The sequence below is a fragment of the Stenotrophomonas sp. GD04024 genome (assembly GCF_029837545.1).
Lineage (GTDB): Bacteria > Pseudomonadota > Gammaproteobacteria > Xanthomonadales > Xanthomonadaceae > Stenotrophomonas > Stenotrophomonas forensis.
This window is the reverse complement of sequence record NZ_JAOEDV010000021.1, coordinates 15,435-36,918: the sequence shown is the minus strand read 5'-3', so window position 1 is coordinate 36,918 and position 21,484 is coordinate 15,435. Positions and strand designations below refer to the sequence as shown.

24 protein-coding genes are annotated in these 21,484 nt (G+C 68.4%); all 24 read right to left on the bottom strand.

What is annotated here, in order from left to right; translation table 11 throughout:
* Window positions 1–18: 18 nt before the first annotated feature.
* Entirely contained in the window at window positions 19–1,149 is a 1,131-nt protein-coding gene (flhB, locus tag N7590_RS09450) for a flagellar biosynthesis protein FlhB (protein WP_006443036.1), read from the bottom strand.
* Between the two features lie 138 nt (window positions 1,150–1,287).
* A complete protein-coding gene (locus N7590_RS09445; protein ID WP_133934587.1) occupies window positions 1,288–3,420 on the bottom strand; it encodes a bifunctional diguanylate cyclase/phosphodiesterase in 2,133 nt (710 codons plus the stop codon).
* Window positions 3,421–3,585: 165 nt separating this feature from the next.
* A complete protein-coding gene (gene fliR / locus N7590_RS09440; protein ID WP_279935375.1) occupies window positions 3,586–4,377 on the bottom strand; it encodes a flagellar biosynthetic protein FliR in 792 nt (263 codons plus the stop codon).
* A gap of 13 nt (window positions 4,378–4,390) precedes the next feature.
* On the bottom strand, window positions 4,391–4,660 hold the full coding sequence (locus N7590_RS09435; RefSeq protein ID WP_005413254.1) for a flagellar biosynthetic protein FliQ: 270 nt from the start codon (window positions 4,658–4,660) through the stop codon (window positions 4,391–4,393).
* An 84-nt stretch (window positions 4,661–4,744) separates the two neighbouring features.
* Window positions 4,745–5,524: a flagellar type III secretion system pore protein FliP gene (gene fliP, locus N7590_RS09430; RefSeq protein WP_164241654.1), complete on the bottom strand. Its 780-nt coding sequence runs from the start codon at window positions 5,522–5,524 to the stop codon at window positions 4,745–4,747.
* 1 nt (window position 5,525) lies between these two features.
* Entirely contained in the window at window positions 5,526–5,945 is a 420-nt protein-coding gene (fliO, locus tag N7590_RS09425; protein WP_008266130.1) for a flagellar biosynthetic protein FliO, read from the bottom strand.
* The gene (fliN, locus tag N7590_RS09420; RefSeq protein ID WP_005409543.1) at window positions 5,942–6,277 is read right to left on the bottom strand and encodes a flagellar motor switch protein FliN; all 336 of its coding nucleotides are present in this window, start codon (window positions 6,275–6,277) and stop codon (window positions 5,942–5,944) included. Before fliN ends, fliO begins: the two co-directional genes overlap by 4 nt.
* Entirely contained in the window at window positions 6,274–7,278 is a 1,005-nt protein-coding gene (gene fliM / locus N7590_RS09415; RefSeq protein ID WP_164241655.1) for a flagellar motor switch protein FliM, read from the bottom strand. Before fliM ends, fliN begins: the two co-directional genes overlap by 4 nt.
* A 10-nt stretch (window positions 7,279–7,288) precedes the next feature.
* Complete coding sequence (locus tag N7590_RS09410; protein WP_053449671.1) at window positions 7,289–7,804, bottom strand: flagellar basal body-associated FliL family protein; 516 nt, start codon at window positions 7,802–7,804, stop codon at window positions 7,289–7,291.
* A 152-nt stretch (window positions 7,805–7,956) separates the two neighbouring features.
* A complete protein-coding gene (locus N7590_RS09405) occupies window positions 7,957–9,114 on the bottom strand; it encodes a flagellar hook-length control protein FliK (RefSeq protein WP_053511017.1) in 1,158 nt (385 codons plus the stop codon).
* Complete coding sequence (gene fliJ / locus N7590_RS09400; protein WP_279935374.1) at window positions 9,114–9,581, bottom strand: flagellar export protein FliJ; 468 nt, start codon at window positions 9,579–9,581, stop codon at window positions 9,114–9,116. The genes N7590_RS09405 and fliJ overlap by 1 nt, the downstream gene beginning before the upstream one ends.
* A 3-nt stretch (window positions 9,582–9,584) precedes the next feature.
* A complete protein-coding gene (locus N7590_RS09395) occupies window positions 9,585–10,982 on the bottom strand; it encodes a FliI/YscN family ATPase (RefSeq protein ID WP_053511015.1) in 1,398 nt (465 codons plus the stop codon).
* A complete protein-coding gene (locus tag N7590_RS09390) occupies window positions 10,979–11,620 on the bottom strand; it encodes a FliH/SctL family protein (RefSeq protein ID WP_049456082.1) in 642 nt (213 codons plus the stop codon). The genes N7590_RS09395 and N7590_RS09390 overlap by 4 nt, the downstream gene beginning before the upstream one ends.
* Window positions 11,617–12,603: a flagellar motor switch protein FliG gene (gene fliG / locus N7590_RS09385; RefSeq protein WP_024958226.1), complete on the bottom strand. Its 987-nt coding sequence runs from the start codon at window positions 12,601–12,603 to the stop codon at window positions 11,617–11,619. The genes N7590_RS09390 and fliG overlap by 4 nt, the downstream gene beginning before the upstream one ends.
* Before the next feature lie 7 nt (window positions 12,604–12,610).
* On the bottom strand, window positions 12,611–14,254 hold the full coding sequence (gene fliF, locus N7590_RS09380; RefSeq protein ID WP_008266228.1) for a flagellar basal-body MS-ring/collar protein FliF: 1,644 nt from the start codon (window positions 14,252–14,254) through the stop codon (window positions 12,611–12,613).
* A 13-nt stretch (window positions 14,255–14,267) separates the two neighbouring features.
* Window positions 14,268–14,636, bottom strand: a complete 369-nt coding sequence (gene fliE, locus N7590_RS09375) for a flagellar hook-basal body complex protein FliE (protein ID WP_006443488.1) — start codon at window positions 14,634–14,636, stop codon at window positions 14,268–14,270.
* A 486-nt stretch (window positions 14,637–15,122) separates the two neighbouring features.
* Complete coding sequence (locus tag N7590_RS09370; protein WP_053511013.1) at window positions 15,123–15,539, bottom strand: hypothetical protein; 417 nt, start codon at window positions 15,537–15,539, stop codon at window positions 15,123–15,125.
* Between the two features lie 172 nt (window positions 15,540–15,711).
* Window positions 15,712–17,217, bottom strand: coding sequence for a sigma-54 dependent transcriptional regulator (locus tag N7590_RS09365; RefSeq protein ID WP_164240900.1), 1,506 nt, complete (start codon window positions 17,215–17,217; stop codon window positions 15,712–15,714).
* Window positions 17,214–17,591, bottom strand: coding sequence for a response regulator transcription factor (locus N7590_RS09360; RefSeq protein WP_164240899.1), 378 nt, complete (start codon window positions 17,589–17,591; stop codon window positions 17,214–17,216). Before N7590_RS09360 ends, N7590_RS09365 begins: the two co-directional genes overlap by 4 nt.
* A 14-nt stretch (window positions 17,592–17,605) precedes the next feature.
* Complete coding sequence (gene rpoN, locus N7590_RS09355; RefSeq protein ID WP_164240898.1) at window positions 17,606–19,015, bottom strand: RNA polymerase factor sigma-54; 1,410 nt, start codon at window positions 19,013–19,015, stop codon at window positions 17,606–17,608.
* A 417-nt stretch (window positions 19,016–19,432) separates the two neighbouring features.
* Complete coding sequence (locus N7590_RS09350) at window positions 19,433–20,065, bottom strand: response regulator transcription factor (RefSeq protein ID WP_005413261.1); 633 nt, start codon at window positions 20,063–20,065, stop codon at window positions 19,433–19,435.
* A gap of 92 nt (window positions 20,066–20,157) precedes the next feature.
* The gene (locus N7590_RS09345; protein WP_164240897.1) at window positions 20,158–20,736 is read right to left on the bottom strand and encodes a PilZ domain-containing protein; all 579 of its coding nucleotides are present in this window, start codon (window positions 20,734–20,736) and stop codon (window positions 20,158–20,160) included.
* Window positions 20,733–21,026: a hypothetical protein gene (locus tag N7590_RS09340; protein WP_164240896.1), complete on the bottom strand. Its 294-nt coding sequence runs from the start codon at window positions 21,024–21,026 to the stop codon at window positions 20,733–20,735. Before N7590_RS09340 ends, N7590_RS09345 begins: the two co-directional genes overlap by 4 nt.
* Window positions 21,023–21,439: a flagellar export chaperone FliS gene (gene fliS / locus N7590_RS09335; RefSeq protein ID WP_006443675.1), complete on the bottom strand. Its 417-nt coding sequence runs from the start codon at window positions 21,437–21,439 to the stop codon at window positions 21,023–21,025. Before fliS ends, N7590_RS09340 begins: the two co-directional genes overlap by 4 nt.
* Window positions 21,440–21,484: the final 45 nt, after the last annotated feature.

The following is a 21,484-nucleotide window of genomic DNA, read 5'->3' as shown; positions in this document are numbered from 1 at the left end:
CGGAGGAAGGCTGGGCGCTCACGGGCGGCCTCCCTTGCCGAATTCATCCACCTGGATGTGCGGGGCGTCCGGCATCGGCCCAGTGCGCCAGGAGCGCAGCTGGTAGACGTAGGACAGGACCTGGGCGACGGCCGAATACAGTCTCACGGGGATTTCCTTTCCGAGTTGGCCTTCCCGATACAAGGCGCGTGCCAAAGGCGGGGCAGAGACGATCGCGACCTTGTTGCCGTCGGCCACTTCACGGATGCGCAGGGCGGTCTCGTCCACGCCCAGGGCGACCACGGTGGGGGCGTTCATGGCGCCGCCTTCGTACTTCAGGGCCACCGCGTAGTGGGTCGGGTTGACCACCACCACGTCGGCAGTGGGCACCGCTTCCATCATCCGGCGGTTGGCCATCTGCTGCTGCAGCTGGCGGATGCGCCCCTTCACCTCCGGGCTGCCCTCGCTTTCCTTCATTTCCCGGCGCAGCTCTTCACGGGTCATCTTCAGCTTGCGCATCCAGTTCCAGCGCTGGTACGGGGCATCGATGGCGGCCAGCACCAGCATCGCGCCGGCGGTGGCCAGCAGCAGCCGCAGGGTGAAGCCGAGGCCGTCGGTGATGGCGGTCTCCAGCGGGTGGTGGATCAACCCGCGCAGGGTATCGAAGCCGGTCCACACCACCAGGCCAGCGGCGACGCCGACGAAGGCCACGCGCAGCAGCGATTTGGTGAACTCGGCGATGGCCTCCGGGCCATACAGGCGCTTGAGCCCGCTCATCGGGTTCAGCCGGTTGATGTCGGGCAGCAATGCCTTCTGCGACCAGCGCAGGCCGCCCATCACCAGCGGCGCGACGAAGCTGGCCAGCAGGCAGACCAGCACCAGCGGCGCGATCACCAGCAGGAACTGCAGCAGCAGGTCGCCGAAGTGGCCGAACAGTTCCTTCGGGTTCTGCCGCAGGCTCTGTTCCGGGCTGAGCGCATGCTTCATCCAGGCGGTCGCGCCGCGGCCGATCGAGCCGCTCATGGCCATCACCGCCAGCACGCCGGCGCCGAACACGGCGGCCGTGCCGAGTTCGCGCGAGCGCGGCAGGTTGCCCTGTTCACGGGCGTCGCGCAGGCGTTTTTCGGTGGGTTGTTCGGTCTTTTCGCCGGCGGATTCGTTCTCGGACATCACGGGCACTGCGGCAGGGGATGCCGGGGTGCGTGCAAGAACTGTTCCGTGACGGGTTCAGGTGCCAACCAGGATGGGCACCTGCCAGGGCAGGTGCGGGCAGCACCAGGCCGTACCCCGCAGGCGTGCAGCCCGGAGTTACCCGGGTGGATGCTGGGTCGGCGGGCTCTGCGCCAGTTCCACCCGTGGCCGGGGCAGGTCGTGCAGCTGCATGAAGCGGGCGGCATCGACCGGGCGACCGAGCAGGTAGCCCTGCAGGTAGTCGCAGCCCAATCGTTCCAGGTAGGCGCGCTGGGCAGCGGTCTCCACCCCTTCGGCCACGATGTCCATGTCCAGTGCGTGGCCCAGCGCCACGATCGCCGAGACGATCACCACGTCCTCAGCGCTGTGCTCCAGGTCGCGCACGAAGGCGTGGTCGATCTTGATCTCGGTGGCCGGCAGCCGCTTCAGGTACAGCAGGCTGGAATAGCCGGTGCCGAAGTCGTCGATGGAAATGCCGACGCCGAGCGCCGACAGCGCCTGCAGCAGGCGCAGGCTGGTGTCGGTATCGCGCATCACCGTGCTTTCGGTGATCTCCAGCACCAGATGGCGGGGCGCGATGGCGTGGCGTTCGATCACCGAGCGCACGTCCTGCAGCAGATGCGGCGAACTGAACTGTACCGGCGACAGGTTCACCGACATCGACCAGCCTTCGTGGCCGGCGTCGTGCCAGCGCCGCAGCTGCTGGCAGGCCTGGTCCAGCGCCCAGCGGCCGATGTCGTTGATCGCGCCGCTGCGTTCGGCCAGGCGGATGAAGCGATCCGGCGGAATCAGGCCATGCTCGGGATGGCGCCAGCGGATCAGCGCCTCGGCGCCGGCCACCTTCTGCGTGGCCACGCGGATCTTCGGCTGGTAGTTCAGGAACAGCTGATCGCTGCCGATCGCCCGGCGCAGGTCGGCCAGCAGGCGGAACTGCTGCTCGGCGCTGTCGTTCATCCAGTCGGCGAACAGCACGAAGGCGTTGCGCCCTGATTCCTTGGCCTGGTACATCGCTGCATCGGCGAAGGCCATCAGCTGGCGCTCGCTTGCGGCGTGGTCGGGGCAGATCGCCACGCCGATGCTGGCGGTCACCTGCAGTTCGTTGTCGGGCAGCAGCGGGCCGCTGCCCACCGCCTGAAGGATGCGACGGGCCAGGGTCGGCAGGTCCTCGTCGTGCTCGATGCGCACCACCAGCACGAATTCATCGCCGCCCAGCCGTGCCAGCATGTCGTGCGGCCGCAACAGCTGGCGCGTTCGCTCCGCCACCGCCACCAGCAGGGCATCACCGGCCTGGTGGCCATAGGCATCGTTGACCTGCTTGAACCCGTCCAGGTCCATGAACATCACCGCGAAGCGGTTGCCGCCCTGTTCGGCCTCGGCCAGCGCCTGCACGATGCGCCGTTGCAGCAGCAGGCGGTTGGGCAGGCGGGTCAGGGGGTCGTGCAGCGCGGCCTGGGTCAGTTCCTGCTGGGCGTCGGTCAGCGAGGTGCTCAGCAGTGAATTGCGCAGGCGCAGCAGCTGCGCTTCCACGCGCTGATCCAGCCACGACACCACCAGCACGACGGCCAGGATGGCCACGGTCAGCACCACCACCAGCATCGCCAACCATTCGCTCTGCAGCCCGTCGCCCACCGCCGCGCCGCAGACGCTGCCTTCCGGGAAGCGTGCGGCGGCCATGCCGGTGTAGTGCATGCCGACGATGGCCAGCCCGAGCAGGCCGGCCGCGGCCAGCCGATCACCCACCCGCGTGCGCTGCGCGCGCAGGCGGAATGCCACGTACAGCGCGGTCCACGAGGCGGCGACCGCCACCATCAGCGAGAACAGCAGCCAACCGGGGTCGTATTCGATGCCCGGGCGCATGCGCATGGCGGCCATGCCAACGTAATGCATGCCAGCAATGCCGGTGCCCATCAGCAGCGCACCACCGGCCAGCCGCGGATGCGGCAGGGTGCGCAGCGAGACCAGCCACAGCGCGAACACTGACGAGGCAATGGCCAGAGCGAGCGAAAGCAGGGTGATCGGCAGGTCGTAGCCGAGCGGAATGGGCAGGTTGAAGGCGAGCATGCCGATGAAGTGCATCGACCAGATGCCCAGGCCCATGGCGAAGCCGCCGCCGAGCCGCCACCACCATGCGGCGCCCTTGCCGGGTGCGGTGACCGTGCGCCCGGCCATCGCCAGCGCGGTGTACGAGGCCATCACGGCAACCAGCAACGAGATCGCCACCAGCCACGGGTTGTACGTGCCTACCAGCATTCGTCAGTCTCCCGGACCTGCCTGTCGACGGAAACCACGGTGGGGCATGCATGAGGCGGGCCGGCGCGGAACGCTGGCCGATCGTGGCGTCCCCCCTGGACGCCACGCATTCACTCTAACGCGCAGACCCGGGGGAAGGGCAAGCGGCAAAACGTGATGACCGGGTCAGCGTGTGACCGCGTCCGCAGCCTGGAAGGCGGCGTCGAACAGGCGCTGTACCGGTGGGCCCATTTCCCCGGCCAGCAGGGCCAGCAGGAACAGGCCCAGCAGCAGCGAGACCGGCAGGCCGAGCTGGATCGGGTTCAGCGCCGGCGCGGCGCGGGCCAGCACGCCGAAGGCCAGGTTCACCGCCAGCATTGCCACTGTCAGCGGAATCGCCAGGGTCAGCGCGCCACGCAGCACGGTCAGCAGGAAGGTCGGGGCGATGCTGAAGAACGCGTGCGGGTCCGGCAGCGGAGCGCCGATCGGCAGCGCCCGGTAGCTGTCCACCACCAGCGAGATCAAGGCCAGGTGGCCGTTGGCAGTGAAGAACAGCAGGCCGAACAGCAGGTAGAACCACTGGCCGATCACGCCCGAGGTGCCGCCGCGCAATGGGTCGCTCATCTGCGCGAAGGCCAGGCCGGTGCCCTGGGCGATCAGTTCGCCGGCCATCGCGCCGGCCTCGAACACCAGCCGCAGCAGGATGCCGATGGCCACGCCGATCGCCAGTTCACGGGCGACGGTCAGCACGGTGGCGGCATCGAAGCCGGTCCACTCGGGTACGGGCGGCAACAGTGGCGCCAGCGCGATGGCCAGGGTGCCGGCCAGCACCACGCGGACCCGCGCCGGTACTGCGCGGGTTCCAACCATCGGCATCGCCATGGCCACCGCACCGATACGCAGCATGGTCCACAGCACGGTGCCGATCATGCCGAAGGCCTGCAGGCCGTCGGCGGCCATCTGGGTGGCGGCATCCATCGAGTTGCGCGTCCTAGCCGATCAGGTGCGGAATGCGCTGGAACAGCAGCGTGGTGAATTCAACCAGGTGGCCGATCAGCAGGCTGCCGAGGGCGAACAGCACGGCTGTCAGTGCCGCCGCCTTGGCGACGAAGGCGATGGTCGGTTCGTTCAGCTGGGTCGCGGCCTGCACGACACCGACCACCACGCCCACCACCAGCACGGTAAGCAGCAACGGGCCGGCCACCCACAACACGGTGATCAGGCCGCCACGCAGTTCGGTCAAGGCAAGTTCGGGAGACATCGTCTTTCCATCGGTAGCGCCGGGCGCTGCCCGGCGACGCTCATGTAGAGTCGAGCCATGCTCGACTGCGCTTTACGACGGATATCAGGCCGGATTGAAGCTGGCCGCCAAGGTGCCCACGGTCAGCACCCAGCCATCGACCAGCACGAACAGCAGGATCTTGAACGGGGCCGACACCAGCATCGGCGACAGCATCATCATGCCCATCGACATCAGCACGCTGGCCACGACCAGGTCGATGATCACGAACGGGATGAAGATCAGGAAGCCGATCTCGAAGGCGGTCTTCAGCTCGCTGGTGACGAACGAGGCCACCAGCACCGGGAACGGGATCGCGTCGGGGCTGGCATAGGTACCGTGCCCGGCGATGCCGGCGAAGGTCATCAGGTCGGTCTCGCGGATCTGCGCCAGCATGAAGCCACGCAGCGGTGTGGTGGTCAGTGTCCACGCGGCCTGGAAGTCGATCTCACCGTTGAGGTAGGGCGCCATGCCGGCACTCCAGGCCTTGTCCCAGGTCGGCATCATCACCATCGCGGTGAGGAACAGGGCCAGCCCCAGTAGCACCTGGTTGGATGGCGTCTGCCCGGTGCCCAGTGCCTGGCGCAGCAGGCCCAGCACGATGATGATGCGGGTGAACGAGGTCAGTACCAGCAGCATCGACGGGATCAGGGTGATCGCCGTCATCAGCAGCAGGGTCTGCAGCGGCAGGCTGACCGGCGCACCGCCGATCTTGCCGACGTTGATGTCCGGCAGCGGCGTGGTCGGCGCGCCGGGCGCGGCGAACGCCAGTGCCGGCAACAGGCACAGGGCAAGCAACAGCAGCCACGGCATCAGGGTGGCAACACGGGTACGGGTGACACGCATGTCAGGGGTCCTTGCGCAGCCGCTGCTGCAGCAGCTGGGCGAAATTCGGCAGGTTCTTGAAATCCGGCACGCGCACCGGTGCCGGCGGCGGCAGCGGTTCGGGCAGGGTGTGCAGGGTATTGATGCCACCGGCGGTCACGCCCAGCAGCAGCTGCTGGCCGTTGACCTCCACCACCACCACGCGTTCCTTGGCACCGACGCTCAGGCTGGCCACCAGCTTCATGCCTTCGGCCGGGCGGAAGCCGCTGCCGGGCAGGCGCTTGAGCAGCCAGCCCAGGCCGATGACCAGGGCCAGCACCGCCAGCAGCGCCAGCACCGCACCGAACAGGCTCGGTGCGGCGGCCGCGTGCTGGCCGACCTGCGGGCCAATCGGCGCGGCGGTCTTGCCGACCGCCAGCAGGGTGGAGGCCAGCAGGCTCAACGCAGTCTCCGGATCCGCTCGCTCGGGCTGACCACGTCGGTCAGGCGCACGCCGAAGCGGTCATTGATCACCACCACTTCGCCGTGGGCGATCAGGGTGCCGTTGACGAACACATCCAGCGATTCGCCGGCGCCGCGTTCCAGTTCCACCACCGAGCCCTGGTTGAGCTGCAGCAGGTTGCGGATCGGCAGGCGGGCGCGACCGACTTCCAGCGACAGGGTCACCGGCACGTCGAGAATCACGTCCAGGTTCAGGTCGGGACCGTTCGCCTCATCGGCCTGCAGGCTGCTGAACTGGGCCGGGGTCGGTTCGAGGGCGTCGATATCGTTCATTGCGGGTCTTCCTGGGTGACGGGTACGCGCGGACGGGTGCCCGGCGGATGGGTAGCGGTGATCTTCACGGCGTTCATGCCGTTGGCGATGCCGAACTCGCCGGTGAACACCGGGATGTTCTCCACGCACAGCGGCACCTGCGGATTCAGCTCGATCGGCAGCACATCACCAACCTTCAGCCGGGTCAGGTCGCGCAGGGTCATGCGCTTGCTGGCCAGCACGCTGGACAGCGTCACCTCGGCGATGTTGAGCTGCTCGCGCAGGGTCTGGCCCCAGCTCTCGTCGCGGTCGTTGCGGTCGCTCTGGATGCCCGCGTCGAGCAGTTCGCGGATCGGCTCCAGCATCGAGTACGGCAGGGTGACGTGGATGTCGCCGCCGCCACCGTCCAGTTCCACGTGCAGGCGGCACACCACCACGTATTCCCGCGGGGTCACGATGTTGGCGAAGTGCGGGTTGATCTCCGAGTTGATGTACTCGAAGTCGACGTCCATCACCGGTGCCCAGGCCTCGCGCAGGTCGGCGAAGGTCTGCTTCAGCAGCAGGTGGATCACCCGCATTTCGGTGGCGGTGAACTCGCGGCCCTCGATGCGCGTCGGGTAGCGCCCGTCGCCGCCGAAGAAGTTGTCGACGATGGCGAACACCAGGGTCGGCTCGAACACGATCAGGCCGGTGCCGCGCAGCGGCTTGAAGCGGATCAGGTTCAGGTTGGTCGGCACATACAGCGAGTGCATGTAGTCGTTGAACTTGATCAGCTCGATGCCGCGCACCGACAGCTCGGCCGAGCGGCGGATCAGGTTGAACAGGCCGATCCGCCACAGGCGCGCGAAGCGCTCGTGGACCATTTCCAGGGTCGGCATGCGACCGCGGATGATGCGGTCCTGGCTGGCGAAGTCGTACGAACGTGCCTCGCCTGACGGCGGTTCCGGATCGGTCTCGACCGCGCCACTGTCCACGCCGTGGAGCAGGGCATCGATCTCATCCTGGGACAGCAGGTCATTCATCGGTGGGCCCTTACTGGGTCACGAAGCTGGTGAACAGCAGATCGTCGGCGCCGTTGCTGCCGGTCTCGGCTTTGAGCACCTTCTGCACTTCGGCGAGCGAGGCGGCCTGCAGCTTCTGCTTGCCGGCGATATCGGCGATCTGGTCGGGGCTGACCTGCGAGAACAGCATCAGCAGGCGCGCCCGGATGGCCGGGGCGTGGGTCTTGATCGCCTCCAGCGCGGCCGGGTCGCGGGTCATCAGCTGCACTTCCAGCTGCAGGTAGCGCGGGCCGTCGACCGGGCCGTTGAGGTTGACCACGAAGGCGGGGTCCAGCGCGAAGTACTGGGCGGGGGCGGGCGTGGTGGTCTTCTTCGGCGCCTGCGCGGCCTTCTCTTCGTGCTTGGACTGGGTGAAGAACCAGACGCCACCACCGGCGGCTGCGGCGGCCAGTACGGCCACCAGTGCGGTGATCAGGATCGGACTACGCGGCTTGGCGGTCTTGTCCTTCTCGGCGGTCTTCTTGGTTTTTTCAGCGGCTGCGGCCACGGGGTGAAGCTCCTGAGGGTTGCTTCACCGGGATATGCAAGGGGCGTGCCGAAGGGCGGGTGGAGGGGTGCGACGGAATTCCGTCGGATACCTGTGTCGGTGGGTGCCAACCGCTCCGCTCTGGTGGGTGCCAACCTTGGTTGGCACGCCTGTCAGGCATAGGCGTCCAGCAACCCGCGCTGGCGGATCAACTGGGCGGGGGAGACGCTGGCGTCGCCCGGCGTCGGTTCTCCGTCACCGGCCAGCCCGCCGCCACCGGATGGTCCCGACGCATTGCCGTCACCACCGGGGGCCTGGTGGCCGACATCGGCGTGGGCCAGCTGGAAGCCCTGCTCGCCGAGCAGCTCGCGCAGGCGCGGCAGGCTGTTTTCCAGGGCCTGGCGCACGTCCACATGCGGGCTGCTGAAGCTGGCATGCACCTTGTCGCCATTCAACTGCAGGCGCACATCGACCGGGCCCATGTCATCCGGGCTCAGCCGGATGTGGGCGTGGCCGATCTTCTGGTCGGCCAGCCAGCCCAGCCGCGCGCCGATGGCCTGGTCGAAGCCATCATCACCGAGCACCGGCTTCGGCGTCGGCTCGCCGTTGAAGATCGCGTTGCCAGCAGCGAGTGCGGCCTTCAGGTCCTGCACCGCGGCGTTGGCCGGGGCGTGCAGCAGGGGCGCCGCGGTGCGCTCGCCGATCAGGGGCGCGTCGCCGTCTTCACTACGCTCGCTGCGTTTTCCGGGCAGCAGCATCTCAGGCAGTGGCAGCGTGGTCGCCTGCTCGGTGCCGGACGCGGCGTTGGCCTTGCCTTCGGTGGCGGCGGCAGCCGGTGTGGTAGCGGCCGGCACAACCGCAGCGGCCGATTGTGCAGCTGTGGCAGGCAGGGCAACGCCGTCTGTGTCGGTGGCCGGCACAACCGCAGCGGCGGGCAGGGCAGCGGCAGGATCGGCGGGAAGCGGTACCGCCAGCACCAGCCCGGCCAGGCCCAGCGGCGGCCAGGGCGCTTCCTCGGTTGCAGCCGGTGCGTCCTTCTCGGCAAGGGGCTTGGCCGGTACTGCAGGCACCACGGCCGCGGTGTCCTCGGGTGCGGCGGCAGTGTCCGGGTTGCGCTCGCTGCCAGCCTGACCCCTGCTGTCCGACGCTGGACCCTGCGGGGTGGTGGGTGCCGGCGCGCTCGACGCCCGGGCGGGCGCATCGGCAGCCGGCGCGCCTCCCTGCAGCAGCTGGCTGAATTCCTTGTTGCTGTCGCTGCGCGGGGTGCGCGCGGCACCATTGCCGGAGCCCTGCGGCTGGGCGCTGGCGCTGCCGCTGAGTGGAGCGGGCATCACGCGCGGCCTCCCTGCTCGGCACCGTCCTGGTCTTCGGCCTGCACCAGCCGCGCCCGGCGCGCGCCGATGTCATCCATCTCGCGCTGGTCGCGGCGGTCGGTCACCACTTTCTCCTGCGCGCGGTAGCTGGCGGCCAGCTGCTCCAGTACGGCCTTGTCGCGGCTGGCCAGGATCAGTCGCGCCCGCTCGGCTTCCACTTTCTCGCGGTTGCCGTCGACGGTGCGCTGCTGCTGCTCCACCGCGCTGTCGAGGCGGTCGAGGAAGGCGCGACGGTTGAGCAGTTGCGCCGGGCTGGTCGCCGCCATCTGGGCGTTGGCGTACTCCTCGGCATAACGGCGCAGTTCGTCCAGTCGCGATAGATGGGTATCGAGCGCGCGCTGGCGTTCGGCGAGATCGCGGGCCACCGCGTCCTCGTGTTCCTGGGCCCGCTTGAGCAGGGGATCGATGCGCTTGGACTGGTTCATGGCTTAGCTCTCTTGTTCCACCAGGCGCTGCAGCGCCGCCTGGCTGTGCGGGAGATCTGCGGCCTTGGCAACGTCCTGGCCGAGGAACTCCATGATTTCCGGCCAACGTTCCAGGGCTTCGTCGGTCGCGGCGTCGTTGCCGCGCTGATAGGCACCGATGGCGATCAGGTCGCGGTTGGCCGAGTAGGCCGACACCAGCCGCTTCAGCTTGCGGATGCGCAGGCGCCACGGCTCGTCGGCGATTTCCGTGACCACGCGGCTGACCGACGATTCGACGTCGATGGCCGGGTACAGGCCACTGTCGGCGACGCGGCGCGACAGCAGGATGTGGCCGTCGAGGATCGCGCGCGCCGCATCGGCGATCGGATCCTGCGGATCGTCGCCCTCGGTCAGCACCGTGTAGAACGCGGTGATCGAGCCGCGGCCCTTGGCACCGTTGCCCGCGCGTTCAACCAGCGCTGGCAGCTTGGCGAACACCGACGGCGGGTAGCCGCGGGTGGTTGGTGGTTCGCCCACCGACAGGCCGATCTCGCGCTGCGCCTGCGCGAAGCGGGTCAGCGAGTCCATCAGCAGCAGCACGTTCAAGCCCTGGTCGCGGAACCACTCGGCGATGGCGGTGGCGCGGTAGGCGCCGTGCAGGCGTGCCAGCGGCGGCCGATCGGCGGGGCTGGCGACCACCACCGCGCGGCGCAGGCCTTCCTCGCCCAGCGTGGTCTCGACGAAATCGCGCACTTCGCGGCCGCGCTCGCCGATCAGGCCAACCACGATCACGTCGGCGGCGGTGTAGCGGGTCATCATGCCCAGCAGCGTCGACTTGCCGACGCCGGAGCCAGCGAACAGGCCGACACGCTGGCCGCGGCCAATCGGCAGCAGCGCATTGATCGCGCGCACGCCGACGTCCAACGGCTGGGTGATCGGTTCGCGCGCCAGCGGATTGATCGACACGCCGGCCATGCCGACATGCCCTTCGGCGCGGATCGGGCCCTTGCCGTCCAGCGGTACGCCGTCGCTGTCGATCACGCGGCCGAGCAGGCCTTCGCCCACTGCCACGCCGCCACGGCGCGCCGAGGGCACCACCCGCGCGTTGGGCAGCAGGCCGTGCAGTTCGGCACTGGGCATCAGGTAGGTACGTTCGCCGGCAAAGCCGACCACTTCGGCATCGACCCAGCCGCCATCGACCACTTCGACCTTGCAGCTGGCGCCCAGTGGCGCCTCGCAGCCGACCGCTTCCAGGGTCAGGCCGACCGCGCGGCGCAGCACGCCTTCGCGGATCAGCCCGCGACCATGCGCGGTGTCCACGCGCAGGCCGTCGAGACGGCTGGCCAGGCGCAGGTTGCGGGCCACGGCCCAATCGGCCGGCTGCGCCGCCGGTTGTGGCGCGGCTTGCGATTCCGGGCTCATGCGGTTGCTCCGGTCTGGCGGATCACCGCATCCAGCGCACCGCGCAGGCGCGCTTCCAGGGTGCCGTCGATGCGCACGGCTTCGGCGTGCACGCGCAGGTCGCCACGACTGAGGCTGGTATCCGGTACCAGGCGCTGCTGCGGCGACAGGTTCAACAGCGGGGCGAGGGCGGCAATGTCGTCCGGGTGCAGGCGGACTTCCACCTCGCGGGTACTGCCACCCACGGCATCGATCGCTTCACCGACCAGCTGCGCGAGCAGCGCCGGCTCGGCCTCGTAGGCACGACCGACCAGCGCACCGGCGATACGCACCGCCAGCTCGCCCAGCGCGCCGACGACTTCGTTTTCCAGCCGCACCAGCGGCCGGCTGAAGTTGTCGAGGATGCCCTCGATCTGCGCGGCGAGGCGTCGCACCTCGGCCTGGCCCTGGCCATAGCCTTCGGTATGGCCGTGCTGGAAGCCTTCCTTCTCGGCGCTGTCCTGGATCGCCTGGATTTCCTCCAGGGTCGGCAGCTGCAGCGGCGGCTCCGGTTCGTGTTCCGGGTCCGGCTCGGTGAGTTCGAACACATCCTCCTGGGCCCGCGCCGGTTCGGGCTGGGCCAGCAGGTCCGGGGCAAGCCAGCGCACGACGTTGCTCACAGCATGGCCTCCGCGCTGCCACCGATGGTGACAGTGCCTTCATCGGCCATGCGCTTGACGATGGCCAGGATCTCGCGCTGCGCGCCTTCCACGTCGGACAGGCGCACCGGGCCACGGGCCTCCATGTCTTCCAGCAGGATTTCCGCCGCGCGCTGCGACATGTTGCGGGTGATCTTGTCGCGCACCTTGATGTCGGCACCGCGCAGGGCCAGGCCCAGGCGCTCGCCGCTCACTTCGCGCAGCACCAGCTGCATCTCGCGGTCGTCCAGGTCGACCAGATCGTCGAATACGAACATCAGGTCCTGGATGCGGTTGCTCAGCGGTGCGTCGATACGGGCGATCTCGCCCAGGATCGCCTGGTCCTGGCCGCTGTCCATGAAGTTCAGGATGTTGGCCGCGCACTGCACGCCGCCGATGTTGGACGACTTCAGGTTCTGGTTGCCGGCGAACTGGCGCTCCATGATCTCGTTGAGTTCATTCAGCGCGTTCGGCGGAATACCGTCGAGGGTGGCAATGCGCAGCAGCACGTCCACGCGGGTACGGTCGGGCAGCAGCTTCAGCGCATCGGCGGCCTGGTCGGTTTCCAGGTGGGCCATCACGATGGCGATGATCTGCGGGTGCTCGTTGCGCACCAGGTCGGCCACCGCACGCGGATCCATCCACTTCAGCGCATCCAGGCCGGTGGTGTTGCGGCCGAGCAGGATGCGGTCGATCAGGTTGCCGGCCTTCTCGCTGCCCAGCGCCTGCACCAGCATGTTGCGGATGTAGTCGTCCGAGCCCACGCCCAGCGAGGTTTTCGAGCCCAGCTCCTGGCCGAACTGGTCCATCACCCGTTCCACCTGCTCGCGGGTGATGTCGGTCATGGTGGCCATGGCGATGCCGATCTTCTGCACTTCCTTGGGTTCCATGTGGCGCAGCACCTCGGCCGCGTCCAGCTCACCCAGGGACAGCAGCAGTACCGCCGCGCGCTGCACACCGGTCAGTTGTGCCTCAGTCATTGGCCACCCAGCCCTTGACCACCTGGGCCACGCGCTTGGAGTCGGTCTTCACGGCTTCACGCGCCATCCGCAGTCGTTCCTCATATGAATCCACCGGCAGGGCCAGTGCATCCGGCCCGCCCAGGCTGGCCCGGTCGGCGCCCAGCGCCGGCAGCGGCATGCCATCGTCATCCACCAGCTGCACGTCCGCGGTATGCGGCTCCAGTGCCTGCTCGTCGTTCTTCTTCTGGCCGGTGATCGCGCGCAGCGCCGGGCGCAGCACGCCGAACAGCAGCGCCAGAACCACCACCGCGCCCAGCAGCATGCGGCCGGCATCGTGCACCCACGGCAGTTCCCACCAGGCCGGGCCTTCGACCGGCGTGGTGTCACGCACGAACGGGGCGTTCATCACCGACACGGTGTCGCCACGCTCGGCGTTGAAACCGACCGCCTGCTTGACCAGCGCTTCGACGCGGGTCAGTTCGGCGGCCGACAGCGGCTGCGGCGCAACCTTGCCGTTGGCACCGGCGCGCGGCACGTTGTCCACCAGCACCGCCACCGAGACGCGCTTGATGCGGCCGGCCGGCTGGCGGGTGTGCTGCAGGGTGCGGTCCAGCTCGTAGTTGCGGGTCGCGTTCTTGCTGCTTTCGGTCGGCGCCTGCGCGGTGGCCGGTGCGGCCTGCTGGCCCGGCGGGCTGTTGCTGGTCGCACCCGGCACGCCCTGCGGGCCCGGCGTGGTGGTGCTGTTCTCGCTCATCTGCTCGCTGCGCAGCTTCTGCGGCTCACCGTTGTAGAGCTCACGGGCTTCCTCGGTCACCGAGAAATCCATGTCCACGCTCACTTCCGGGTTGACCCGGCCGGGGCCGGTCATCGGTTCCAGCAGTTCGCGGATGCGCTGGTTGAACGAGGTTTCCTGGCGGCGCACCTGCTCGAACTGGGCGGCGTTGACCGCAGCCTCGCTGTTCGGATCGCTGACGCTGAGCATGCGGCCGCTCTGGTCGACCACGGTCACCCGTTCAGGCGCAAGGTCCGGGATGCTGGCCGCGACCATGTGCACGATTGCGTCGACCTGGCTGCGTTCCAGCTGCTGCCCGCCACGCAGCTCCAGCGTTACCGAGGCGCTGGCCACGTCACGCTGGCGGGTAAAGGCGCTGGGCTTGGGAATGGCCAGGTGCACGCGCGAATCGCGCACCGGGCGCAGCGTGTTGATGGTGCGCGACAGTTCGGTTTCCAGCGCGTGCTGGTAGCGCGCGCTTTCCACGAACTGGCTGACGCCGAAGCCGGGGTCGCGTTCCATCAGCTCGAAGCCGAGCTTGCCGCTGTCGGTCAGGCCCGATCCGGCCAGCTTCAGGCGGGCGTCGTGCAGGTTCTTTTCCGGCACGGTGATGCCACCGGTGGCCGGGTCGAGCGCGAACGGAATCTGCGCGGCTCGCAGCAGGTCGGTCGCTTCAGCGGTCGCCTTCTGGTCCAGGCCGGTATACAGCGGGACCATGCCCGGCTTCTGCGACCAGAAGAACACGGACAGGCCTGCCGCCACCGCCACCGCGATCATCGCCATCAGGCCCAGCCGACGGGTGATCTGCAGACTCTGCAGGCGGTCGAACCATTGCCCGGCCTTCTCGGCGTTCAGGCTGTCCTTGGAGAGCGTCAGTGCCATGCGTCAACGTTCCTTACAGCGGCATGTTCATCACGTCCTGGTAAGCCTGGACGAGACGGTTGCGGACTTCCACGGTGGCGCGGAAGGCGATCTGGGACTGCTGCGAGGCGACCATCACCTTGGCCAGGTCGGCACTGGGGTCACCCATTTCGAAGGCCTTGGCCAGGGCGCCGGACTTCTGTTGCGCATCGTTGACGCCGGCAATCGCTCCGCGCAGGGTTTCGGTGAAGCTGGCGGGCTGGACCTGCGGCGCATCCAGCACCGTGCCCGGCAGGGCATTGCTACGCGGCGCTTCGGCCAGCGGGTTGAGCGCCGCGGACTGTCCCACCTGGGTCTGGTAGGAGCGGATCTGGGAAAGGATCGAAGTGACGGAGTGGGACATCTGCAACGGTTCCAGAAACAGGGATGGGGTTGTCTGCTGGAGCTTGTGCAAGTGCCGTGCCGAAACCGGTTTTCGATTCAGTGTCGTGAGGGTGTGGGTGTGCTGGCAGGGCTGCGCCCTGCACCCGCGGTAGTGCCGGCCGCTGGCCGGCAACTTCAACAGCAACGGCAGAAGCTGGTGTGCTGAGGGGTGGCGGGGTGGGTCCGGTTGCGGGGGACGCCGTGAATCCCCCTCCGGGGTCCGGCCCAGCCGCTGGCGGCTGTGCGTTCGGGCGTTTGCGAAGCAGTGCTTCGCAAGCAAAGCGCCGTCACCCATGGAGGCTCGGTCGCGCCATCCATGGCGCTCACGCCCCCGCAACCGGACCCACCCCGCCTTCGACAGTTTCCTGCTGCTGTTGGTGGGTGTCGACCTTGGTCGACACGATTTGGCCGGCACGGGCGCTGACCACCATTGATGGCGCCATTTAACCGGCGTCGGTTTTCTGGCCTAGGGCTGCAGGGTCCAGTGGCCGGAATTCTGGCGCTGGCGCGGTGCGATGGGGCCGTCGTGCTGGGTGTAGATGAAGCGGCCCTGGCGGTCGCCCAGGCAGGTCAGCAGCAGGGTGTAGCGGGCAGGGCCAGCCGGGTGGGCTTCGGTCATCTGGATCTCGGCGATGTGCGGGGCCAGGCGCTGGTAGCGGTAGCTGCCGCCGATGCGCAGATCGGTGCCGAGGATGTCCAGCACGTACTGGTTGCCGGCGAAGCTGACCTGCACCATGCGCCCGGCATTGGGGTTGTCCGGTGCGTACAGTGGATCGCTGAGGTTGGTGAACTGGCGTTGATCCAAAGTGGTGGGCAGGCTGCAATCGGCGGCAGTGGCCACGACCGGGAAGAGCAGGGTGGCGAGCAGGGTGAGGCGATGCATGGTGGGACCTCCTTGGGATGTCCTTGCCATGCTCCGCATTGCGGCGGCGTTGTCTTTAGGAAAATGTGCAAATGCATCGGGCACGCAGGTAGCGCGTGGATCTTCGGCGCCACAAACATCAACGCCTGGGCAAGCCCAGGCGTTCGTGCCCCCTTCATGCTGGAAACGCGGTTCAGCCGGCCAGTTCGGCCTGCTCGCGTTCAATGCCGTACTTGCGCAGCTTTTCCACCAGGGTGGTGCGGCGCAGGCCGAGCAGCTGGGCGGCGTGGGCGACCACGCCCTGGGTGCGTTCCAGTGCTTCGTTGATCAGGCCCAGTTCGATGTTGGCCATGTGGTTGCGCAGGTCCATGCCTTCGTCGGGCAGGGCGGCCGGTGCTGCCACACGATTGACGGCGATGCCATGCTCCAGCGCCGGCTGGTTGCCGCTGCCCGGGGTATGGAACGAGAAGCTGCGCAGGTCCAGGCGCTCTTCGCTGGCGACGGACTGCACCGGTGCCGGTGCGGCGACTGCCGCCAGCGCGGCGTCGCCCCGGTAGCGGGCCGGCAGGTCCTGCACGCGCACCGAGCCACCCGGGTGCAGCACTGCCAGGCGCTCGACCAGGTTGGTCAGCTCGCGTACGTTGCCCGGCCATTCGTAACCGGCCAGGGCCTGAAGCGCCTCGGCGGTGAAGCGCACTTCGCCACGGCCGGTACGCGCCAGCTGCGCGGCGATGGTTTCCACCAGCGCCGGCAGGTCCTCGCGGCGTTCGCGCAGGGCCGGCACGTCGATCGGGAACACGTTGAGGCGGTAGAACAGATCCTCGCGGAACTTGCCTTCGGCAATGCGCGTTTCCAGGTCGCGGTGGGTCGCGGCGACGACGCGCACGTTGCAGCGGATGGTCTGGTTGCCACCCACGCGTTCGAAGCTGCGCTCCTGCAGCACGCGCAGCAGCTTGACCTGCATCGGCAGGCTCATGTCGCCGATTTCGTCGAGCAGCAGGGTGCCGCCCTCGGCCATTTCGAAACGGCCCTTGCGCGCGGTGAGCGCACCGGTGAACGCGCCCTTCTCGTGGCCGAACAGTTCGCTTTCCAGAAGGTCGGCCGGAATGGCGCCGCAGTTGATCGCCACGAACGGGCCGTCACGGCGCGGCGAGCGCTGGTGGATGGCGCGCGACACCACTTCCTTGCCGGTACCAGATTCGCCCAGCACCAGCACGGTGGTATCGAAGGCGGCGACCTGTTCGATCATCGTGCGCAGCGCGGTAACGGCCGCGCCGTTGCCGGTCGGGCCCTGGTCCTGCGCGGCGCCGGCCTGGTGCTCGGCGTCCAGGCGCTTGAGGCTGGCGCGACGCAGCAGGGCTTCCATCTGGGCGTGGCGCAGCGGTGTCTCCAGCGGCCAGATGTTGGCCTCGTGCAGGCCATGCTGCAGCGCGAAAGCAGCGGCATCGCCGTCGGCCAGCAGCACCGGCGGCGGCAGGCTGCTGCCGCCGAGCCAGTGGTACAGCGCAGTGCTGGCGGCGCTGTCATCCAGGCTGCCGACGATCACCGCCATCCAGTCGTTCTGGCGCTGGCGGCCCAGGTCGAAATCGGCCGCGTCGGAGACCCAGCGCGGGTTGAAGTCCATGAATTCCAGCAGGGCAACGGTGCGCTCGGCACGCACGGCGTCGTTGTCCAGTACAAGGATGCGCGATTCGCTCACGATCGATCCTCCCTGAGGCCTTCCAGGATCGGCATGACTTCCTGGATGTAGGACAGCTTGCTGACGAAATTGTCGGCGCCGGCGCGCAGCGCGTGTTCGCGGTGCTCGGCGTCGTCGAAGTGGCTGGCGATCACGATATACGGTGCGTCGTCCTGCGACTTGATCAGGCGGGTGGCCTGCAGGCCGCCCATTTCCGGCATGGCCAGGTCCATCAGTACCACCTTCGGGCGCAGCGTTTCCGAGCGCTCGATCGCTTCCAGGCCGTTGCCGGCGCTGCCGACGATCTGCAGCCAGTCGATCTTGCGGAAATGGCGCATCGCCGCGTTGATGAAGCCCTCGTGGTCATCGACCAGCAGGACCGTAAGCTTGTTCATGTCCAACATCCTTTTCAGCCCACCCGGGCCAGCTGCGGTTGCCTGGCGCCGAGCCGGCGCCGTTCACGGGCCGGGGCGATGTCCAGTTGTTCCCGGTATTTTGCGACGGTTCGGCGGGCAATGTTCACCCCCTGGCGCGAGAGCAGGCCGGCAATGGCCTCATCGGCCAGCGGCCGGCCGGCCGGTTCGGCGTCGATCAGGCGGCGGACCATGGCCTTGACCGCCTGGCCGGAGACGCTGGCGCCTTCCAGGCGCACGGCGAAGAAATGCTTCAGTTCGAAGGTGCCGCGCGGGGTCTGCAGGAATTTGCCGGTGGTGATGCGCGAGACGGTGGACTCGTGCATGCCGATTTCCTCGGCCACTTCCTTCAGGGTCAGCGGCGCCATGGCCTCCTCGCCACGCACCAGGAAAGCGGCCTGGCGCTCGACGATCACCCGCGCGGTCCGCAGCAGGGTGTCGTAGCGCATCGACAGGCCGCGGCTGAACCAGCGCGCTTCCTGCAGCATCTCGCGCAGGGCCGGGGCGGCTTCGCTCGTCTCCGACAGCGCCTGCTCGTACTGGCTGTTGATCGACACGCGGCGGCTGGTGGCCGGGTTCAGCGCCACCTTCCACTGCGCGTCGGCGTGCCAGGCGACCACGTCCGGCACCACCACGGCGTTGCGCTCGGGCAGCAGGCTGTCGCCCGGGCGCGGTTGCAGCGAGAGGATCAGGCGCACCGCCTCGCGCACGTCGTCGATCTCGGCGTCGTGCTGGCGGGCGAGGGCGGGGTAGTCATGCGCGGCCAGCGCATCGAGCGCGCCGTCCAGGATGCGCGCGGCCAGATGACGGGCAGCCACCACGCCGTGCAGGCTGCGCAGCTGCGCCTGCAGGCCTTCGCGCAGGTCCTGCGCTGCCATGCCGGCCGGTTCGCCGTGCAGCAGCTGCTGGCGGATCGCTTCCACGCCGTCGGCGTCGATGTCGAACTGGGCGCTGGCCAGCAGCTGCAGCTGGCCCAGCGGCGCCTGCAGGTAGCCGGCGTCATCGCAGTGGTCCAGCCAGAAGGCAGCAACGGCCAGCCCGCGGTCGTCCATGTCCAGCGACAGGCGCTGCAGCACGCGCAGCTGCGGATCGGTCGATTCACCGGCGGCGATGCGCGCCATGCGATCGTCGTCGCCGTCCTGCCAGCTGGTGCCGGCCACGTCCCACATCGAGGATTCCGGCAGCTCGTCAAACGCGGCCGTCTCCAGCGTGGTGGTGCTGGCCTCGGTGGCCTCGGCGGCGGGGGCTTCGGCCTCTTCGATCTCCAGCAGCGGGTTGGAGTCCAGCAGGCGCTGGATTTCCTGTTCCAGGTGCAGGCCATCGAGCTGCAGCAGCCGGATCGACTGCAGCAGCTGCGGGGTGAGGTGAAGTTGTTGGCCCAGCTGGGTCGAGAGTGCAGCCTTCATCGTGGTTCCCCGGCACCGCTCCCCGGCGCCTTGTGGAACGCATCTTGCTTTTGATCCGACGGGTGCGGAATCGGGGGGTTCCTGAGGGCTTTCGTATATATCCCGACAGGATGTAGGGATTTTCCCTACATGGACGCGGGATGTTGACGAAGGTCGTCGCCAAGTCATTGATTCGTGGTGCCGAGCCGGCCGTGCTCGCGGGGCGCCATGTACGGATTCCTGTCAGGGCCTGTCAGGGTGACGGGAATTCGTCGCCGATGCGGGGATGTCGCGGGTTGGTAGAGTCGACTGTTAGTCGACTGCTCTCAGATCAGGCTCTGGAAAAGTCCCGCGCTCCGCGCGCAAATCGACTAACTGTCGACTCTACCGACAATCGACTCCACCCCGGCATTGTCCGGCGATCACGGTGAGGCCGATTCACTCCAGCTCGTGCTGGTGGCGGGCGGCCAGCAGCAACAGATCGTTGGCGCGGCGGCAGCCCAGCGATTCCATCATGCGCGCGCGGTGGGTCTCCACCGTCTTGACGCTGATGCCGAGGTCAGCGGCGATTTCCTTGTTGCTCTCGCCCTTGCCGATGCGGCGCAGGATCTCGCGCTGGCGCGGCGACAGCGCGGCGATGCCGGTGGGCTTCTCGCGGCCCAGCATGGGCGCCAGCATCTTGGCCGAGATCTGCGGGCTCAGGAATACCTGGCCGGCGTGCGCGGCACGCAGGGCCAGTTCCAGCTCCTGCGGCGCGGCATCCTTCACCACGAAGCCAACCGCGCCGCGATCGAGTGCATCGCGCACATGCGCGGCGTCGTCGTGCATGGTCATCATCACCACGCGGGTACCGGGGGCGCGCAGGCGGATGTCACTGAGCGCTTCCAGGCCGGTGCGCCCGGGTAGCGACAGATCCATCAGGACTACATCCGGCGCATGCTGCAGGGCCAGCTGCAGCGCCTGTTCGGCATTGCTGGCCTCGGCAACCAGCTGCACGTCGGCAAACCCCTGCAGCAGCCGCGCCAAGCCGGCACGGACCAGGGTGTGATCGTCGACGATGAGAACTCGCACAGGCACGCAACTGGTCCGTGTAGGGGAGTCCACCTTAACTTAGCTGAACGGGCGCGCCAAGCGTTGCCTGTCCTGCACCGCAAGGGTGGGTTTCAGCGGGCCCGGCGCGCCTCGGCCACCTGGCGGCGGTGCAGGCGGAACAGGTGCCGCTCCATGGCCATTTCCAGGCCGTCGCCGAGGCGCTGGAAGCGCAGCCAGAGATAGTGGCCACCGCCGCCGTCGGCGGCTTCGGCGATCACTTCCACCGGCAGGTCGATATGGTCGGGCAGCCAGTCGCTGGGCTGCAGCCGCACAAGTCCGGCCTGGCCAGGCGTGGCGGCGCTGCGCGGGCCCAGCTGCAGGCGGATGCCACGGCGTGACCAGCGCACCGGGCGCAGGGTCAGTTCCTGGCCCTGCTGGCGGACCAGCCGGCCGAGCAGCACCATCGCCAGGTCCAGCTTGGCCTCGAGCCGCTGCAGCTGCAGGCTGGCCTCGTTGCGGTCGTCATGCTCGTCAACGCGGCTGTCTTCCACCAGCGCCAGGCTGCGCAGCAGGCCTTCGGCGCTGCTGGTGCGGCCGGCGGCACTGCCGGGCTGGAACTCGGCCGGCAGGGCCAGTTCGCAGCTGAGCGTTTCGTCGAACAGCTCGCTTTCGGCGGGGTGGTGCAGCGACGTTGTCGGCAGTTGTGTCATGCCAGCGATTCTGCCTGCAGGTAGGCATGCGCCGCGCGAAGAGAACGCTGTCCATCGTTCATCAGGGCAGCGACCGCGTCGCGGCGCTGGCGCAGCAGCCCGAGCAGGTTCTGCTGGCGTTCGAACAGCGCGCTCAGTGGCGCGTGGTCGGCCGCGGTGAGCGGCTGGCTGAGCAGGGCATGCAGGGCGCAGTCGTGGCCGTCGAGCAGGCTGTCGGCCTGGTCGAGGGCTTCTTCGCCCAGTGCCTTCTCGAACGCGTCCAGCTGCGCGTGCAGTTCGTGCAGGCTCATGGTGCCACCGCGGCCGGGCGGCGCTGTTCGTGCGGGATCGCGTTCCAGGCGCTGTCGATTTCGCCCAGCAGCTGCAGGGCTTCGTCCAGTGCTGCACGATCATTGTGCAGGTTGGCCTCGGTCAGGCGCTGCAGCACGTAGTCATAGAGTGCCGACAGGTTGCCGGCGATCTCGCCGCCGGCCTCATGGTCCAGCGAGCCGTTGAGGTGGCCGACGATCGCACAGACTTCGCCGATCGCCTTGCCCTTGCCGGCCTGGTCGCCACGCTCGAGGCTGGCCTGTGCGCGGCGCACGCGCTCCAGCGCGCCAGCCAGCAGCATCGCCACCAGCTTGTGCGGATCGGCGTCGGCGACCGCACTGGTCACTCCCACCTGGCGATACTGTTCGGCATATTGACGGCTGGAACCGTACATTCGTGATTCTCCTTGCGCGGGGTGCCGCCGGGCGATCGAGGGGAT

Bases quoted from the DNA above. Each gene is read 5' to 3' on its own strand.
- N7590_RS09340 (WP_164240896.1), bottom strand. From the start codon at position 21,026: ATGAGCCTGCACGAACTGCACGCGCAGCTGGACGCGTTCGAGAAGGCA.
- fliJ (WP_279935374.1), bottom strand. From the start codon at position 9,581: ATGAACCAGTCCAAGCGCATCGATCCCCTGCTCAAGCGGGCCCAGGAA.
- N7590_RS09345 (WP_164240897.1), bottom strand. From the start codon at position 20,736: ATGACACAACTGCCGACAACGTCGCTGCACCACCCCGCCGAAAGCGAG.
- fliP (WP_164241654.1), bottom strand. From the start codon at position 5,524: ATGCGTGTCACCCGTACCCGTGTTGCCACCCTGATGCCGTGGCTGCTG.
- N7590_RS09370 (WP_053511013.1), bottom strand. From the start codon at position 15,539: ATGCATCGCCTCACCCTGCTCGCCACCCTGCTCTTCCCGGTCGTGGCC.
- fliM (WP_164241655.1), bottom strand. From the start codon at position 7,278: ATGAATGACCTGCTGTCCCAGGATGAGATCGATGCCCTGCTCCACGGC.
- N7590_RS09395 (WP_053511015.1), bottom strand. From the start codon at position 10,982: ATGAGCCCGGAATCGCAAGCCGCGCCACAACCGGCGGCGCAGCCGGCC.
- N7590_RS09445 (WP_133934587.1), bottom strand. From the start codon at position 3,420: ATGCTGGTAGGCACGTACAACCCGTGGCTGGTGGCGATCTCGTTGCTG.
- N7590_RS09360 (WP_164240899.1), bottom strand. From the start codon at position 17,591: ATGAACAAGCTTACGGTCCTGCTGGTCGATGACCACGAGGGCTTCATC.
- N7590_RS09405 (WP_053511017.1), bottom strand. From the start codon at position 9,114: ATGCCCGCTCCACTCAGCGGCAGCGCCAGCGCCCAGCCGCAGGGCTCC.
- fliR (WP_279935375.1), bottom strand. From the start codon at position 4,377: ATGGATGCCGCCACCCAGATGGCCGCCGACGGCCTGCAGGCCTTCGGC.
- fliS (WP_006443675.1), bottom strand. From the start codon at position 21,439: ATGTACGGTTCCAGCCGTCAATATGCCGAACAGTATCGCCAGGTGGGA.
- rpoN (WP_164240898.1), bottom strand. From the start codon at position 19,015: ATGAAGGCTGCACTCTCGACCCAGCTGGGCCAACAACTTCACCTCACC.
- fliE (WP_006443488.1), bottom strand. From the start codon at position 14,636: ATGTCCCACTCCGTCACTTCGATCCTTTCCCAGATCCGCTCCTACCAG.
- fliN (WP_005409543.1), bottom strand. From the start codon at position 6,277: ATGAACGATATCGACGCCCTCGAACCGACCCCGGCCCAGTTCAGCAGC.
- N7590_RS09435 (WP_005413254.1), bottom strand. From the start codon at position 4,660: ATGTCTCCCGAACTTGCCTTGACCGAACTGCGTGGCGGCCTGATCACC.
- fliF (WP_008266228.1), bottom strand. From the start codon at position 14,254: ATGGCACTGACGCTCTCCAAGGACAGCCTGAACGCCGAGAAGGCCGGG.
- flhB (WP_006443036.1), bottom strand. From the start codon at position 1,149: ATGTCCGAGAACGAATCCGCCGGCGAAAAGACCGAACAACCCACCGAA.